General features: G+C 73.1%; 12 protein-coding genes and 1 riboswitch. Of the genes, 9 read left to right on the top strand and 3 right to left on the bottom strand.

Annotated features, from left to right (window positions below):
* The first annotated feature begins 12 nt into the window (after positions 1-12).
* From BRM1_RS08785 to BRM1_RS08755, 7 genes are all read left to right on the top strand, one after another.
* Positions 13-303 (top strand): hypothetical protein, encoded by a 291-nt coding sequence (locus BRM1_RS08785; protein WP_235936219.1) that lies wholly within the window; start codon positions 13-15, stop codon positions 301-303.
* Between the two features lie 92 nt (positions 304-395).
* A complete protein-coding gene (locus tag BRM1_RS08780) occupies positions 396-1,295 on the top strand; it encodes an inositol monophosphatase family protein (RefSeq protein ID WP_160952302.1) in 900 nt (299 codons plus the stop codon).
* Positions 1,296-1,362: 67 nt separating this feature from the next.
* Complete coding sequence (locus tag BRM1_RS08775) at positions 1,363-3,027, top strand: amidohydrolase (RefSeq protein ID WP_268525259.1); 1,665 nt, start codon at positions 1,363-1,365, stop codon at positions 3,025-3,027.
* A 122-nt stretch (positions 3,028-3,149) separates the two neighbouring features.
* Positions 3,150-3,257, top strand: a riboswitch (glycine riboswitch).
* A gap of 104 nt (positions 3,258-3,361) precedes the next feature.
* A complete protein-coding gene (gene gcvP, locus BRM1_RS08770) occupies positions 3,362-6,418 on the top strand; it encodes an aminomethyl-transferring glycine dehydrogenase (protein ID WP_268525257.1) in 3,057 nt (1,018 codons plus the stop codon).
* A complete protein-coding gene (gcvT, locus tag BRM1_RS08765) occupies positions 6,415-7,554 on the top strand; it encodes a glycine cleavage system aminomethyltransferase GcvT (protein ID WP_268525256.1) in 1,140 nt (379 codons plus the stop codon). Before gcvP ends, gcvT begins: the two co-directional genes overlap by 4 nt.
* 37 nt (positions 7,555-7,591) lie before the next feature.
* A complete protein-coding gene (gene gcvH, locus BRM1_RS08760; RefSeq protein ID WP_160952298.1) occupies positions 7,592-7,990 on the top strand; it encodes a glycine cleavage system protein GcvH in 399 nt (132 codons plus the stop codon).
* Positions 7,991-8,002: 12 nt separating this feature from the next.
* A complete protein-coding gene (locus BRM1_RS08755; protein ID WP_268525254.1) occupies positions 8,003-9,490 on the top strand; it encodes an L-serine ammonia-lyase in 1,488 nt (495 codons plus the stop codon).
* A 61-nt stretch (positions 9,491-9,551) separates the two neighbouring features.
* Here BRM1_RS08755 and BRM1_RS08750 read toward each other — a convergent pair whose 3' ends face one another.
* Positions 9,552-10,481, bottom strand: coding sequence for a LysR family transcriptional regulator (locus BRM1_RS08750; protein WP_160952296.1), 930 nt, complete (start codon positions 10,479-10,481; stop codon positions 9,552-9,554).
* Positions 10,482-10,627: 146 nt separating this feature from the next.
* On the opposite strand from BRM1_RS08750, the gene BRM1_RS08745 reads away from it, so the two are divergent.
* A complete protein-coding gene (locus BRM1_RS08745; RefSeq protein ID WP_268525251.1) occupies positions 10,628-11,548 on the top strand; it encodes an EamA family transporter in 921 nt (306 codons plus the stop codon).
* Here the strand turns inward: BRM1_RS08745 and BRM1_RS08740 are convergent.
* Together BRM1_RS08740 and BRM1_RS08735 are read right to left on the bottom strand one after the other, a co-directional pair.
* Entirely contained in the window at positions 11,466-13,133 is a 1,668-nt protein-coding gene (locus tag BRM1_RS08740) for an alanine/glycine:cation symporter family protein (RefSeq protein ID WP_268525250.1), read from the bottom strand. The genes BRM1_RS08745 and BRM1_RS08740 overlap by 83 nt on opposite strands.
* Before the next feature lie 88 nt (positions 13,134-13,221).
* Positions 13,222-14,268, bottom strand: a complete 1,047-nt coding sequence (locus BRM1_RS08735; protein ID WP_160952294.1) for an NAD(P)-dependent alcohol dehydrogenase — start codon at positions 14,266-14,268, stop codon at positions 13,222-13,224.
* A gap of 68 nt (positions 14,269-14,336) precedes the next feature.
* On the opposite strand from BRM1_RS08735, the gene BRM1_RS08730 reads away from it, so the two are divergent.
* Positions 14,337-15,857, top strand: a complete 1,521-nt coding sequence (locus BRM1_RS08730) for a serine hydrolase domain-containing protein (RefSeq protein WP_268525247.1) — start codon at positions 14,337-14,339, stop codon at positions 15,855-15,857.
* Positions 15,858-15,862 lie beyond the last annotated feature (5 nt).

Below are 15,862 nucleotides of genomic sequence, written 5' to 3'. Positions count from 1 at the left end.
GGGATATTCACAATGTCACGTCGCGCGAAAGAGCTTTCAACTGAACAGCGTGCAGTGGTCGGCACTGTCCGGCGCATTGCCCGGCAGCGGTTGAACGTCAACAGCAACTACATCTCGGCGATTCTCAAGGCCCGCGACAGCGGAATCACCTACGCCGCCATCGCCGATGCCGCCGGCACCTCCTCACAGGCGGTCCAGGAGATCGCCCGCCGCCACCGGAAGGACGTGGAGCCGGTCCCCGCCCAGGGCGCGGGCATCGCCGCCATCGCCGCACCGCAGCAGCGCGGCAGGATCGGCTCCTGAGCCACGCTCCCCGGTGCGGCGGTCCCGCCGCGATCGGCGCGGATTCGCTGCTGGCCCTGTGCGCCGATGCCGCCGCCATCGCCTGCCAGCGCATGGCCCACTGGCGCCCGCTGCTGGGGTCGGCGATCGTCGATTCAAAGGGCGAGCGCAACGACCTCGTGACCCGCGCCGATGGGGAGATCGAGGGCCTGGTGCGCGGATTCCTGCTGCGCCTGCGCCCCGGTGACCGGATCGTGGGCGAGGAGGGCGCCGCGGCGCTCGAGGTGTCCGACCACCCCGCCGCCGAGGCGCTGGCCAGCTCGCTCTCCCCGCTCACTCGGGCGCGGCTCGCCGCGGCGGCCCCGGGCCCGCTCGAGTGGCACGTCGACCCGATCGACGGCACCGCGAACTTCGTGCGCGGCATCGAGCACCACTGCTTCTCGATCGGTGCGGCGCGGGCGGGCGGCGGTGGCGGCAGCGGGAGCGGCGGCAATCCCGCGGATGCCCATTGGGAGGCGGGCCTCGTGGCGGCCCCGGAGCTGGGCAGCGTCTGGTTCGCGCGTGCCGGCGCCGGCGCGTGGAAGGCCCGCGGACCGCGTGGCCTGCCCGGCGGCTGGGTCCGCTGGGACCCTGCGGCGTCGCGCCTGCGCGCCCGCGACCGCGGGCAGGGCGGTCGGATCGTCGCCACCGGCTTCGGCTACGCCCCGGAGCGCCGGGAGCTGCAGCTGCGCGAGTTCGCGGCGATCATGGCCGGCTACGACGACGCGCGGCGCATGGGCTCGGCGGCGCTCGACCTGTGCCAGGTCGCCGAGGGGCGCGTGAGCGCCTACTACGAGCGCGGGCTGGGCGTCTACGACTGGGCGGCGGGTGCCCTCATCGCGCAGGAGGCGGGGGCGGCCGTGCGCCGGCCGCGCTCCCGCTCGGACATGCTCATTGCGGCGGGTGCGCGCGAGGATGTGGGCGCCGCCGCCCAGCTCGCGGCGATCGCCGGGGCCGCGGAGTCTCTGCAGTAAACCGGCGCCTCTGCGGTGACGCGGGAGCACCCTCAGAACCCGGAGCCGCCCCACATAGACTGCGGCCATGCGCCTGTTCACCAACGCCGTCGTGCACACCCTCGACCCCGCGCGGCCCCGCGCGGAGGCGATCCTCACCGACGGCGAGGCGATCGCCGCGGTGGGCGGCGCCGAAGAGCTCGCGGCCCACGCGGCCGGGCGCCTGGAGGAGACGGTCGACCTGCGCGGTGCGCCCGTCATCCCGGGCCTCGTCGATGCGCACCTGCACGCCATGAGCTACGCGGAATCGCTGGCACAGGTGGACCTGCGCCAGGCGCGCAGCGAGGCCCAGGCGGTCGAGGCGATCGCCGCCTATGCCCGCACCCTGCCGGACGGCGTGTGGGTGGGCGGCGGCCGCTGGGACTGCAATCGCTGGAAGGGCGGCGTCGGCCAGCCCGGCCGCGCCCTCCTCGACGCCGCCGTGCCGGATCGCCCGGTGGCCGTGTGGTCGATCGACTACCACACGCTGTGGTGCAATGGCGCCGCGCTGCGCGCCGCCGGCATCGACGCCTCCACCCCCAGCCCCCGGGGCGGCGAGATCGTCCGCGACGCGGAGGGCCACGCCACCGGCATCCTGCGCGAGGACGCCGCCACCCTCGTCGAGCGCCAGGTCCCGCACGCCCCCCGCGAACTCGGAGCCGACCGCATGGCCGCCGCCCAGCGCGCCTGGCTGGCCGAGGGGCTCACCGGCGTCCACGACATCGACGGCGAGCTCTCCCGCGAGGCATGGCTCGCCCTACGCGAGCGCGGCGGCCTGGACATGCGGGTCGTGAAGTACCTGCGGCTCGAGGAGTTCGACTGGGCGGTGAAGACCGGCTGGCGCACCGGCGGCGGCGACGCCTGGTTCCACCACGGCGGCCTCAAGCTCTTCTCCGACGGCGCGCTGGGCTCGCAGTCGGCCTTCATGTCGAGCGCCTACCCGCACGCCGCGGGCGCCCCCGCCGCGTACGGCATGCAGATCGCCACGGAGGACGTCCTCGTCTCGCAGATCGAGACCGCGCTCTCCCACGGCATCGGGACGGCCATCCACGCGATCGGGGACCAGGCCAACCACCACGTGCTGAGCGCCTACGCCCGCACGCAGGAGGCCAACAGGGCCGCCGAGGCGCGGTTCGGGTCCGTGCTGCGCCGCCGGATCGAGCACGCCCAGTTCGTCCAGCCCGCCGATGTGGCCCGCTTCGGCCAGCTGGGCATCGTCGCCTCGATGCAGCCGCGCCACTGCATCTCCGACCTCCACCTGCTGGCCGCCCTGCGCCCGGACGAGCGGCTGGCCGCCTACGCCTGGGGGGAGCTCGCCGCGGCCGGGGCGCCGCTGGCCTTCGGCTCCGACGGCCCGGTGGAGCCGTCGAATCCGTTCGCCGCGATCTACGCGGCGATGACGCGCGCGGACATCGAGGGAGATCCGGCCACGTCCTTCCAGCCCGAGCGCAGGATCAGCGCGCGGGCCGCCCTCGAGGCCCACACCTCGGGCGCGGCCTACGCGGCCGGCCGCGAGGCGTGCACGGGCCGGCTGGCGCCCGGCATGGAGGCGGACTTCATCGCCCTCGACGTCGACCCGCTCGTCCACCCCGGCCTCGATCCGGAGACCGGGGCGTACGGCAGCGAGGACGCGCTGTTCGACCACGCATGCGCCATTCGGGATGCCCGCGTGCTCGTCGCCGCGGTGGGCGGGACGGTGCGCCACGCGCTCTGAGGGGGGGCACGCCCTGCGCCCCCGAGGCGCCTGCGAATGTGATCTTGCACGCTATACTGACGTCGCTGTCCAGCGCCCGCGCAGGCCGCAGCGCAGGACCCCCACAATCGCATATGCCGCAATGACACGTTCTGGGAGAGCCCGGACGGCCGCGCCCCTCGCTGCCGCCGGACGCCGTAGGTGCAATTCCCTCCCCGGGAAACTCTCAGGCCCAGTACCAGGACGCGCAGGCACCTCTGGAGCACGCCCGCCGCACCTGCGCGGGCTGTGACAGAGCGGGGAGGATCGCTCACGTACGGCCGGTGCGCGCACCGGAGACGACAGGAGGACCTCCATGACCGCCGATTCGCACGAAGCCCGCTCGCACAGCACCCCCGATCCGCACAGCACCGCCGCGCCGGCCGGCTCGGACCGCGACCCGCGCTCCGGCGATGCCCCGCGGCCGTTCGCCGACCGCCACATCGGGCCCCGCCCGGACCAGACCGCGGCGATGCTCGACACCCTCGGCTACGACTCCCTCGAGGCGCTGTCCGCGGCCGCCGTGCCCTCCTCCATCGCCCTCGAGGGCGAGCTCACCCTGCCGCGGGCCGTCTCCGAGGCGCAGGTGCTCGACGAGCTGCGCGCCCTTGCCGCAGACAACGTCCAGCGCACCCAGCTCATCGGCCAGGGCTTCTCCGACACGATCACCCCGCCGGTCATCCGGCGCAACGTCGTGGAGAACCCCGCCTGGTACACCGCCTACACCCCGTACCAGCCGGAGATCAGCCAGGGCCGGCTCGAGGCGCTGCTGAACTTCCAGCAGGCCGTCCAGGATCTCACCGGCCTCGACATCGCCAATGCGTCCCTCCTCGACGAGGCCTCCGCGGTCTTCGAGGCGATCCTGCTCATGCACCGCGCGAACAGGAAGGGCTCGACGGTCGTCCTCGACACCGAACTCCACCCACAGGTGATCGCCGTGGTCCGCGCCCGGGCCAGGGCCATGGACATCCACGTGCAGGTCGCGGACCTCGCGCAGGGCCTCGTGGGCGAGGACGTCTTCGGCATCGTCTGCGCCCAGCCCGGCACCACCGGCGCCATCCGCGCCTTCGACGACGCGATCGCCGGCGCCCACGAGCGCGGCGCGCTCGTCGCCTTCGACACGGACCTGCTGGCCCTGACCCTCCTGGCCTCGCCCGGCGAGCAGGGCGCGGACATCGCGGTGGGCTCGGCCCAGCGCTTCGGTGTCCCGCTGTTCTTCGGCGGCCCCCACGCCGCATTCCTGGCGGTGGCGGACAAGCTTAAGCGCCAGCTGCCCGGCCGCCTCGTGGGCGTGTCCAAGGACGCGGACGGCAAGCCCGCCTACCGCCTGTCGCTCCAGACCCGCGAGCAGCACATCCGCCGCGAGAAGGCCACGAGCAACATCTGCACCGCGCAGGCGCTCCTGGCCAACGTCGCCTCGTTCTACGCCTGCTACCACGGCCCCGCGGGCCTCCAGCGGATCGCCTCGCGCATCCACCGCCTCGCCCACGCGTTCGCGGCCGCCGCGGGCTCCATCGAGGGCGCCGAGGCGGCCGCCGGCGACTTCTTCGACACGGTCGCGCTCACTGTGCCCGACGCGCAGGCCGCCGTCGCGGCCGCCGATGCCGCGGGCATCAACATCCGGCTCATCGACGAGACGACCGTGGGGGTGTCGTTCGGCGAGCCGCACACCGTGGCCGATGCCAACGCGCTGCTGAGCGCGCTCGGCGCCGCGCGCACCATCGACGAGGCGACGTTCGAGGCCGGGGCGGCCGGCGACTTCGGGCCCGGGCAGACGCCCGCCCCGCGCCTGCCCGGGGCCCTGACCCGCGCCTCGGCGTACCTCACGCACCCCGTCTTCCACGAGCACACCTCGGAGACGCGGATGATGCGCTACATGCGCACGCTGGCCGATCGCGACCTCGCCCTCGACCGCACGATGATCCCCCTGGGCTCGTGCACGATGAAGCTCAACGCGGTCGCGGAGATGGAGGCCATCACGTGGCCGGGCTTCGCGGGCATCCACCCGTTCGCGCCGGGGGAGCAGACCGCCGGCTGGCGCGCGCTCATCGCGAGCCTCGAGGCCATGCTCGCCGAGGTGACCGGCTACGACCGCGTCTCCCTCCAGCCCAATGCCGGCTCCCAGGGCGAGCTGGCCGGCCTGCTGGCGATCCGCGGCTACCACGTCAGCCGCGGCGACCACGGGCGCCGCGTCGTCCTCATCCCGCAGTCCGCCCACGGCACGAACGCGGCCTCCGCGGTGCTCGCCGGGCTGCGCGTCGTCGTCGTCAAGACCGCGGAAGACGGCTCGATCGACCTCGACGACCTGGACGCGAAGATCGCCAAGCACGCCGATGAGCTCGCCGGCATCATGATCACGTACCCATCGACGCACGGCGTCTACGAGTCCGATGTGCGCCTCGTGTGCTCGAAGGTCCACGCGGCCGGCGGTCAGGTCTACGTCGACGGCGCGAACCTCAACGCGCTGCTTGGGCTCGCCCAGCCGGGCCGGTTCGGCGGGGACGTCTCCCACCTCAACCTCCACAAGACGTTCTGCATCCCCCACGGCGGCGGCGGGCCGGGCGTGGGCCCGGTGGCCGTGCGCGAGCACCTCGAGGCGTTCCTGCCCGGCGATCCGCGCCAGGCCGCGCTCGTGGCCGGCGACGAGGCGGCCACGGCGCTGCCGGTCACCTCGACGCTGTTCGGCTCCGCGGGTGTCCTGCCCATCAGCTGGGCCTACCTGCGGCTCATGGGCCCCGGCGGGCTCACCGAGGCCACGCGCACCGCGCTGCTGAATGCCAACTACATCGCCCACGAGCTGGGGGATGCGTTCCCCGTGCTCTACACGGGCGAGTCCGGGCTCGTCGCCCACGAGTGCATCCTCGACCTGCGCGAGCTCACCGCCGCCACCGGGGTGACCGCCGAGGACGTGGCCAAGCGCCTCATCGACTACGGCTTCCACGCCCCCACGCTGGCCTTCCCCGTGCCGGGCACGCTCATGGTGGAGCCCACGGAGAGCGAGGACAAGGACGAGCTCGACCGCTTCATCGCGGCGATGCGCGCCATCCGGGCGGAGATCGACCGCATCGGCGCGGACTACGCCTACGAGGAGTCCCCGCTGCACGCGGCGCCGCACACCGCGACGTCCGTGATGGACGACTGGGATGCGAAGTACTCGCGGCGCACCGCGGTCTTCCCCGTCGAGAGCCTCGAGCTGACGAAGTACTTCCCGCCGGTGCGCCGGATCGACGGCGCCTGGGGCGACCGGAACTTCGTGTGCTCGTGCCCGCCGCCGGAATCGTTCGAATCGGATCACTACGAGGAGTTCCTCGCCTTCGCCGGCGCGCAGCCGGCCGGCGGCCACGGGGCCCAGCAGAAGGAGAGCCAGCGATGACGCAGACGACACCGCTCCACACCATCCACCGCCAGCTGGGCGCGAGCTTCACGGACTTCGGCGGCTGGGACATGCCGCTCAAGTACGGCTCCGAGCTCGCCGAGCACCGCGCCGTGCGCGAGGCCGCGGGCATCTTCGACCTCTCACACATGGGCGAGGTGCAGGTCGTCGGCCCACAGGCGGGTGCCTTCCTCGATGCGGCGATGCTCGCGACGTACTCGACGATGACGGTGGGCCGGGCGAAGTACGGCGTCATCGTCGACGACGACGCCCACATCGTCGACGACCTCATCACGTACCGCCTCGACGAGGACGACTACCTCGTCGTGCCCAACGCCTCGAACGCCCCGGCCGTGGCCGCGGTGCTCACGGAGCGGGCGCGCGCATTCGGCGCGGGCGTGGAGGTCATCGACAAGTCCGCGGACATCGCGCTCATCGCCGTCCAGGGCCCCGCCGCGGAGGCCATCCTGCTCGCCACCCAGGACGACGGCGCCGCCGGCGGTGAGACCGCCGCCCAGCAGGGGCTGCGCGAGCTCACGTACTACGCGTGGATGACGCTGACCATTGCGGGCCTCGACGTGCTCGTGGCGCGCACCGGCTACACGGGCGAGGACGGGTTCGAGCTCTACGTGCCCGCCGAGCACGCCGTGCTGCTGTGGAACGCGCTGAGCAACGAGGGCGAGGCGCTGGGCCTGCAGCCCTGCGGGCTGGCCGCGCGCGACTCCCTGCGCCTCGAGGCCGGGATGCCGCTCTACGGCCACGAGCTCACGCTCGAGACGACGCCCTACGATGCCGGGCTGGGCCGGATGGCCGATGCCGCGCTGAAGAACAAGGGCGACTTCGCCGCCCGCGCCGCGCTCGAGGCGCTGGCCGGTGCGCAGCCGGCCCGCGTGCTCGTGGGGCTGAGCTCGGACCAGCGCCGCGCCGCCCGCGAGGGCTCGACCGTGCTGGCCGGCGGGCAGGAGGTCGGCACGATCACCTCGGGCCAGCCCTCGCCCACACTGGGCCGCCCGGTGGCGCTGGCCTACGTCGACCGCGCGCAGGCCGAGCCGGGCACCGCGCTCGACGTCGACGTGCGCGGCAAGGGGCTGCCGTTCACCGTCGTCGAGCTGCCCTTCTACCGCCGCGAGCGCTGAGGCTCCGCACCCCCCACGTCTTCGAAAGGACCCCATCATGGCCGAACTGCCCGCCCTCCCGCAGGACTTCTCCTACTCCGCCGAGCACGAGTGGGTGAGCGCCGAGGCCCAGGCCGTGGCCGGCGCGACCGTGCGCGTGGGCATCACCGCCGTCGCCGCCGATGCGCTGGGCGAGGTCGTCTACGTCGACGCGCCCGCCGTGGGCACCCACATCATCGCGGGGGAGACCTGCGGCGAGGTGGAGTCGACGAAGTCCGTCTCGGACATCTACTCCCCGGTCACGGGCGAGGTCACCGCCGTCAACGAGCTCGCCTCCGCCACGCCCGGCATCCTCAACACGGACCCCTACGGCGACGGCTGGCTCTTCGAGGTCGCGGTCTCCGAGGCTGGTCCGCTCATGGACGCCGCGGCCTACGCGCAGGCCAACCACCTCTGAGGCACCGGGCCCATGCCCGTCAGCGCGTTCGACCTGTTCACGGTGGGCATCGGCCCATCGTCCTCGCACACCGTGGGGCCCATGCGGGCCGCCGCGAGCTTCGTCGACCTCGTGGGCCCCGCGCTGGACGAGGTCGCCCGCCTGCGGGTGGACGTCTACGGCTCGCTCGCCGCCACGGGGGCCGGCCACGGCACGTTCGACGCGATCATGCTGGGCCTCGAGGGATGCCGCCCGGAGGACGTGAGCCCCAACGAGGTCGAGGAGCGCAACGCCCGCATGCGCGCCACCGGGCAGGTGCGCCTGGGCGATGTGCGCGTCATCGACTTCGCGGTGGCCGACATGGTCCAGCGCCCGCTCACGGTGCTCCAGCGCCACACGAACGCCCTCGAGCTCACCGCCTTCGACGCCGCCGGGGCCCAGCTGGCCCACGAGACCTACTTCTCCGTGGGCGGCGGATTCGTCGTCGCGGCCTCGGACGAGCAGGAGGCAATCGGCCCGGACCTCGCGGACACGCCGGAGACGGCGGGAGAGACGGGGGACGCGGCGGGCGCCGTCGGCGCCTCGGCCCGCACCTCGGCTGCGGAGGCCTTCGCCGTGCCCCCCGGCGCACACGACGCCGTCTACGACTTCGCCTCGGCGGCCCAGCTGCTCGCGATCTCCCGGCGCACGGGACTGGCCTTCTGGCAGATCATGATGGCCAACGAGACGACCGCGCGCACGGAGTCCGAGGTGCGCGCCGGGCTGCTGCACATCCACGCCGTCATGGAGGAGTGCGCGGCGAACTCGCTCGACCGCTCCGGCCACCTGCCCGGCGGGCTCAAGGTGCGCCGGCGCGCCCACGACTGGCACCTGCGCCTCAAGGAGGAGGACCCGGGCCGCGACCCGCGCTTCTACCAGGAGTGGGTCAACCTCATCGCGCTCGCGGTCAACGAGGAGAACGCCTCGGGCGGGCGCGTCGTCACCGCCCCCACGAACGGCGCCGCCGGCATCATCCCGGCCGTCATGCACTACGCGCTGCACTACGTGCCCGCGGTGCTCGAGGGCGGCCAGGACGCGCGCGAGCAGGCGATCGTCGAGTTCCTCCTCACCGCCGCCGCCGTGGGCGTGCTCTACAAGGAGGGCGCGTCGATCTCCGGGGCCGAGGTGGGCTGCCAGGGCGAGGTCGGCTCGGCTTCGTCCATGGCGGCCGGCGGCCTGGCCGCCGTGCTGGGCGGCACGCCCGAGCAGATCGAGAACGCCGCGGAGATCGCGATGGAGCACAATCTGGGCCTGACCTGCGATCCGATCGCCGGGCTTGTGCAGGTGCCCTGCATTGAGCGCAACGCGATCGCCGCGGGCAAGGCGATCAACGCCGCGAAGATGGCCATGTGGGGCGACGGTACGCACCGTGTGAGCCTCGACGAGGTCATCAAGACGATGAAGGACACGGGCGCGGACATGTCCAACAAGTACAAGGAAACCGCGATGGGCGGCCTCGCCGTCAACGTCGTCGAGTGCTGAGCGGCTTGCCGTGCTGAGCCGCTGGCCGGGGTGCTGAGGCGCTAGCCGTGGTGCTGGGCGGTCAGCCGTCCGCGCGCAGGGCGCCCGCCGTCTCCACGGGCTCGAGCTGCTTCGAGGCCTGCGCGAATGCGCGCCTGACCGCCAGCAGCGCGGGGTGGCGCTCACGGCCTGACCGCACCTCGGTGTAGAGGGTACGGGCCGGCCTGCCGGGCAGCGCGTAGACATCGATTCCCTCGAGGTACTCGGCGCCGATGAGCCCCGGGACGAACGACACCGCATGGCCGGTGCGCACGAGCTCCAGGTGGAGCAGGGGATCCGGGGTCTCGACGACGGCCCGGGGCGTGAAGCCGGCCGCCCGGCACGTGTTGAGCGCCCACTGGCCCAGTCGCGACCAGGCCGGCTCGACCGCCCAGGGCAGCTCCGCGCAGTCGGCCAGCCGCCGCGGCGCCCAGTCCCGCGCGCGCGGCACCGCCAGCCACAGGGGATCGCGGCGGAAGTCGCTGCGGTGGGCGCCCGCCACGCGCGGCACCTGGGCACCGGGGAACTCCTCGCCCAGCACCAGGTCGAACTCGTGGGAGAGCAGCTCCAGGTGGGCCTCGTCCACCTCGCGGTGGGTGAGGTGGACGCTGAGGTCCGGGGCGTCGCGGGCGAGCAGGGTGAGGGCGAGCGGCGCGATCTCGAGCAGCACCGTGTGGAAGCTCGCGATCCGCACCGTGCCCGAGGCGGGCCCCTGCTCCGCAGCGAGGTCCGCCTCCGCCGCGTCCAGGGCCCGCAGGATCGTCTGCGCGTGGCGCACCAGCGTGTGCGCGGCGTCGGTGAGGCGCACGGTGCGGCCCACGCGATCGAGGAGTGCCACACCCGCCTCGCGCTCGAGCTGGGCGAGCTGCTGGGAGACGGCCGAGGGCGTGTAGCGCAGGGCCGCGGCGACATTGGCCAGGGTGCCCTGGCGCTCGAGCTCGGCGAGGATGCGCAGGCGGTTGACGTTGAGCACGGGGCCTCCTGAGGGCTGCGCGGGCGGACGGGGCGAAGTCGCGGCTGCGCCGTGGCGAGAGGCGCATCACAATGCAGTATCGCTTCACTCTACCCGTCACAAAGAGTAAGTAGACGTAACCGCGGGTGCGCCCCCACGATGGAGTCATGTCCGCAGATACCGCCCCCCTCCGCATCGTCGCCCCGGCCTCCGGATCGCCCTCCGCCCCCGCGGCCGCCGCCGGCCTCGGCCCGTCGATCCTCATGGTGGTGGGCTCGTGCGTGTCGCTGCAGTTCGGCTCCGCGTTCGCCACGATGATCTTCCCGGCGCTGGGCACCTGGGGGACGACGGCGCTGCGGCTGTCGATTGCCGCGCTCGTGCTGCTGGCGGTGTGCCGCCCGAACCTGCGCGCGTGGACGCGCAGCCAGTGGGCTGCGGTGCTGTGCTTCGGCGCGGCGCTGGCCGGTATGAACGGCTTCTTCTACGCCGCGATCGCGCGCATCCCCATCGGCATCGCCGTGTGCATCGAGTTCCTGGGCCCGCTCGCGCTCGCCGCGGTGCTCTCGCGCCGCTGGAAGGACACCGTCTGGACCGGACTGGCCCTGGCCGGCATCGGGCTGTTCTTCGTCGACGACCTCGTCGGCGATCAGCCGCTGGACCGCCTGGGTGTGCTGTGCGTCCTGGTCGCCGCCGGCTTCTGGGCGCTCTACATCCTCACGAGCGAGCGGGTGGGCCGCCTGGTTCCCGGTACGGGCGGTCTGGCCGGCGCCCTTGCGGTGGGCGCGGTGCTCATGCTGCCGTTCGGCGCGCAGACGGTGCCGCCGATCGTCGCGCAGCCGGGTCTGCTCGTGCCCGCGCTCGCCACGGCCGCGCTCGCCTCGCTCATCCCGTACTCGCTGGAGTTCGCGGCGCTGCGCCGGCTGCCCAAGCCGGTCTTCGGGGTCCTGCTCAGCCTCGAGCCGGTCGTCGCCTCGTTCGCCGGTCTCCTGCTGCTGGGCCAGGGCATCACGGCGCTGGGCGCGTGCGCGATCGCGCTCGTCGTGCTCGCCAGCGCGGGCTCCACGCTGAGCGCGCGCCGGCGACGCTAGGCTCCGCTGCCGGCACCGGGGTCACCGGCGCCGGGACCACCGGCACCCGCGTCACCGGGGCCGGGGGCCAGTGTCGCTTACCCCTGGGCGCTGCCCAGGCGTGGCCCTGCGAGTCGTCGCGGACCTTGCGGCCGCGCTTGGCCCAGAACTCGGGCTGCGTGACCTCGTCCGTGCCGTCCCAGGCCGTGATGCCGCGGCCGCCGTCGATGTCGTCCTCGTGGAAGACGGGCTCGAGGCCCGCCTTGCGCTGCTGGGTGTAGTTCTTCAGCACGCGCAGCGCCTTGTTCGACAGGGCGGCCACCGCGAAGAGGTTGATGACGGCCATGATCGCCATGAAGATGTTCGCCGCGGTCCACACGAGGTCCAGGGCGGCCACGGCGCCCAGGAACACGGCGCCCATGACGATGATGCGGTAGGCCCACAGCGCGCCGCGTGAGCGCGTGAGGTATTCGATGTTCGTCTCGCCGTAGTAGTAGTTGCCCAGGATCGAGGAGAAGGCGAAGAAGAAGATCGCGACCGTGAGGAAGTGGATTGCCCATTGGCCCAGCTCCGCGCTCAGGGCGTTCTGGGTCAGCTGCGCGCCCTCGGCGTCCCCGCCGTACTCCGGGTTGGACAGGAGCACGATGAAACCGGTGATCGAGCACACGAGGATCGTGTCGAAGTAGACGCCGAGCGCCTGGACGAGGCCCTGCTTGGCCGGGTGCGAGGCGGACGAGGTGGCCGCGGCGTTGGGCACCGAGCCGATGCCGGCCTCGTTGGAGAACAGGCCGCGCTGGATGCCGATGAGCATCATGGAGCCCAGCGTCCCGCCGGCGACCGAGTGCAGCGTGAACGCCTGGCTGAAGATGAGGCCCAGCATGCCGGGCACCTTGTCGAGGTTGCCCGCGACCACGAGGATGCCGATGCCCAGGTAGAGCACGGCCATGACGGGCACGATGATGGCCGCGGCGCTCGAGATGCGCTGGACACCGCCCACGAAGATGGCGCCGGCGGCCACCGCGAGCACGATGCCCAGGACGATCGCGAACGTCTTCGACTCGGCCATGTCGCCGAACGAGGTGGACATGCCGTCGACGATCGAGTTCGACTGCACGGTGTTGAACACGATGCCGTAGGTCACCGCGACGATGACGGCGAAGACCGCGCCCAGCCACTTGAGGCTCAGGCCGTTGGCGATGTAGTAGGCCGGGCCGCCGCGGAACTGGGGGCCATCCTTGACCTTGTAGAGCTGCCCGAGCGTCGACTCGGTGAAGGCGGTGGCGCCGCCCACGATCGCGGTCACCCACATCCAGAACATGGCACCGGGCCCGCCCGTGGAGATCGCCAGTGCCACGCCGGCGATGTTCGCGGTGCCCACGCGGGAGGCCGCGGAGATGCAGAAGGCGCGGAACGGGGAGATGTTCCTGTTGCCCTCCGCATCGTGGCCGGCGGGCTCGACGATGACCCGGAACATCTCCGGGAGCATGCGCAGCTGGACCACGCCGGTGCGGATCGTCAGATAGAGGCCGATGGGCACGAGCATGATCACGAGGATGATCGTGAAGATCTTGTCCGTGCCGTCGAGGAGGTTGGTCAGCGTTTCCACGGCGGGTCCTTCCGCGTGCGGGGGTGAGCGGGGGCGGTCGTGCTCCCGGTCACTCTACGCGGGGGCGGGACTCCGGGGCCCCGCGGGCTCAGAACGTCTTCGCGTCGATGACGAATCGATACCTGACGTCGGAGTCCACCACACGGTCGTAGGCCTCGTTGATCTGGTCGGCCCCGATGAGCTCGATCTCCGCGGTGATGCCGTGCTCGGCGCAGAAGTCGATCATCTCCTGGGTCTGCGGGATGCCGCCGATGTTCGAGCCCGCGAGGATCTTCCCCCCGCCGATGAGGGCGCCCGCGGGGATCTTCATGGGCTCCGGGGGCAGGCCCACGAGCACCATGGCGCCGTGCGGCTTGAGCGCGCGCAGGTAGTCCACGGCGTCGAACGGGGCGGAGATCGTGTTGATGATGAGGTCGAAGGCGCCGCGCAGGCGGTCGAGGGCCCGCGGGTCATCGCCGGTGGCCACGTAGTCGACGGCCCCGAACCGGCGCCCGTCGTCCTCCTTCGCATGCGAGTGGGAGATGACCGTGACCTCGGCGCCCATGGCGGCGGCGAGCTTGACCGCCATGTGGCCCAGCCCGCCCATGCCGACGACCGCGACCTTCGTGCCGGGGCCCGCGCCGAACCGGGCCAGGGGCGAGTAGGTCGTGATGCCCGCGCACAGCAGCGGCGCGGCGGCGGCCGGGTCGAGCGACTCGGGGATGTGGATCGCGAAGTCCTGGCTCACCGGGATGTGCGTGGAGTAGCCGCCCTGCGTGATGGAGCCGTCGCGGCGGTCCTTTGAGTTGTACGTGCCCACGTTGCCGTTGAGGCAGTCCTGCTGCTGGCCGGCCAGGCACTGCTCGCACTCGCCGCAGGAGTCGACGAGGCAGCCCACGCCCACGCGCTCGCCCACCTCGAACCCGGTTACGGCCGGGCCGGTCTCGACGATCCGGCCGATGATCTCGTGGCCGGGGCTCATGGGGTAGTGGCACGGGCCCCACTCGCCGCGCACCGTGTGGATATCCGAGTGGCAGATGCCCGAGTACTCGACCTCGATCATGATGTCGTCGTCGCGCAGGTCGCGGCGGTCCAGGGTCGACTTCTCCAGGGGCTTGTCCGCGGCGGTGGCCGCAACGCATGCAACAGTCTTCATGCGTTCCAGGGTACGGGTGCTGCGGGGCAAGAGGCCGCGGTGGTCCGGTGTTTGGCAGGATGGGACGCGTGAGCGAACAGGGAAGCGAACAGGCGGACACGACCTCAGCGCAGCGGGCCGCGGAGGAGGTGGGCGCGTTCCTCGACGAGGAGTTCGCCTCCCGCGACGTTCCCCGCCCGGCGTGGGGCGTGTTCCTGGGCGGCCGGCTGCTGGCCGGGGAGAACGCGGACGGCATCTACCGGATCGCCTCGATGACGAAGTCCTTCACCGCGGCCGCGGTGCTGGGACTGCGCGCCGGGCTCATCCCCTCCCGTGACGGCGCCCCGGCCCTCGACCTCGACGCGCCGCTGCCGCGCTACATCCTCGCGCTCCGGGCACCGGAGGCGGACCCCGGGCTGGCCCGGGTGACCGTGCGCGATGCGCTCACGATGGCCTCCGGCCTCCCCACCGACGACCCGTGGGCCGACCGGCAGGAGGCGCTGAGCCGGGCGGACTTCGACGCGCTGCTGGCCCGCCCCACGAGCAGCGGCTTCGCCCCGGGGGCGGGGTTCGCCTACTCGAACTACTCCTACGCGCTGCTGGGCCGCCTCGTCGAGGAGCTCACCGGCCGCGGGTACCGCGAGGTCGTGGCCGAACACGTCATCGCCCCCGCCGGGCTCGCGGACACGGGCTTCTCCACCGCCGAGGTGGACGCCGGCCGGATCGTGCCGGGCTACCGGTTCGACGCCTCCGGCGCCCCTGTCGAGCTGCCGTTCTCCGCGCCGGGCGCGTTCTCCGCGATCGGCGGGCTGTTCTCCACGGTCGAGGACATCGGCGCGTGGATGCACGGCTTCGGCACCGCCCTGCGCGAGCACGCCGGGTGCGACGGGTGGGACCGCGTGCGCCGCGACATGCAGCAGGCGCAGCGCCTCGTCGACGTCGAGGGGCTGGCGGCCGTGGCCGGCGAGGAGCGGCCGCTCGCCGTCGACTCCTACGGCTACGGCCTCCACCACCGCTTCGACGCGCGCTTCGGCCAGCTCAACTACCACTCTGGCGGCTACCCGGGCTTCGGGTCGCACATGCGCTGGCACCCGGCCAGCGGCGCGGGCATCGTCGTCTTCGCCAATCGCACGTACGGCCCGGCGACGCTGCTCGCCCGCCAGGGCCTCGACCGCTTCCTCGAGGCGGTGCTGCCCGCCCGGGCCGGTGCCGGCCGGCCGGGCCCCGGGCGGGGCGACGTGCGCCCGGTGAGCGCGCTCGAGCCGTCTGCCAAGGCGCGCGCCCTGCCTGCCCGCGTCGAGGCGCTCGTGCTCGACTGGGACGATGCCCTGGCCGACGAGCTCTTCGAGGACAACGTCGACCTCGACCAGCCGCGCGCCGAGCGCCGCGCGGCGTGGGAGGCGGTGCTCGCAGCCACCGGCGAACGGGCGGCGGACGAGGGGGGTGCGGCGCAGGGCGCCTCGGAGGGGGAGCCCGAGGCGGTCTGGGAGACGGCGGCGCGCGCCAGCTGGCGCACGGCCGGGCCGACGGGCGAGCGGGAGGTGTCGATCACGCTCACGCCGTTCGACACGCTCCAGCAGATCACGGTGCGCGCGGTGCCCGGGCGCTGAGCGCC

This window comes from Brevibacterium sp. BRM-1 (assembly GCF_026802075.1).
GTDB classification, from domain to species: Bacteria; Actinomycetota; Actinomycetes; order Actinomycetales; family Brevibacteriaceae; genus Brevibacterium; species Brevibacterium rongguiense.
The sequence above is the reverse complement of the archived record's forward strand: the minus strand, read 5'-3'. Positions and strand labels throughout refer to the sequence as shown.

Bases quoted from the DNA above. Each gene is read 5' to 3' on its own strand.
- gcvP (WP_268525257.1), top strand. From the start codon at position 3,362: ATGACCGCCGATTCGCACGAAGCCCGCTCGCACAGCACCCCCGATCCG.
- gcvT (WP_268525256.1), top strand. From the start codon at position 6,415: ATGACGCAGACGACACCGCTCCACACCATCCACCGCCAGCTGGGCGCG.
- BRM1_RS08780 (WP_160952302.1), top strand. From the start codon at position 396: ATGGCCCACTGGCGCCCGCTGCTGGGGTCGGCGATCGTCGATTCAAAG.
- BRM1_RS08775 (WP_268525259.1), top strand. From the start codon at position 1,363: ATGCGCCTGTTCACCAACGCCGTCGTGCACACCCTCGACCCCGCGCGG.
- BRM1_RS08745 (WP_268525251.1), top strand. From the start codon at position 10,628: ATGTCCGCAGATACCGCCCCCCTCCGCATCGTCGCCCCGGCCTCCGGA.
- BRM1_RS08755 (WP_268525254.1), top strand. From the start codon at position 8,003: ATGCCCGTCAGCGCGTTCGACCTGTTCACGGTGGGCATCGGCCCATCG.
- BRM1_RS08785 (WP_235936219.1), top strand. From the start codon at position 13: ATGTCACGTCGCGCGAAAGAGCTTTCAACTGAACAGCGTGCAGTGGTC.
- BRM1_RS08735 (WP_160952294.1), bottom strand. From the start codon at position 14,268: ATGAAGACTGTTGCATGCGTTGCGGCCACCGCCGCGGACAAGCCCCTG.
- gcvH (WP_160952298.1), top strand. From the start codon at position 7,592: ATGGCCGAACTGCCCGCCCTCCCGCAGGACTTCTCCTACTCCGCCGAG.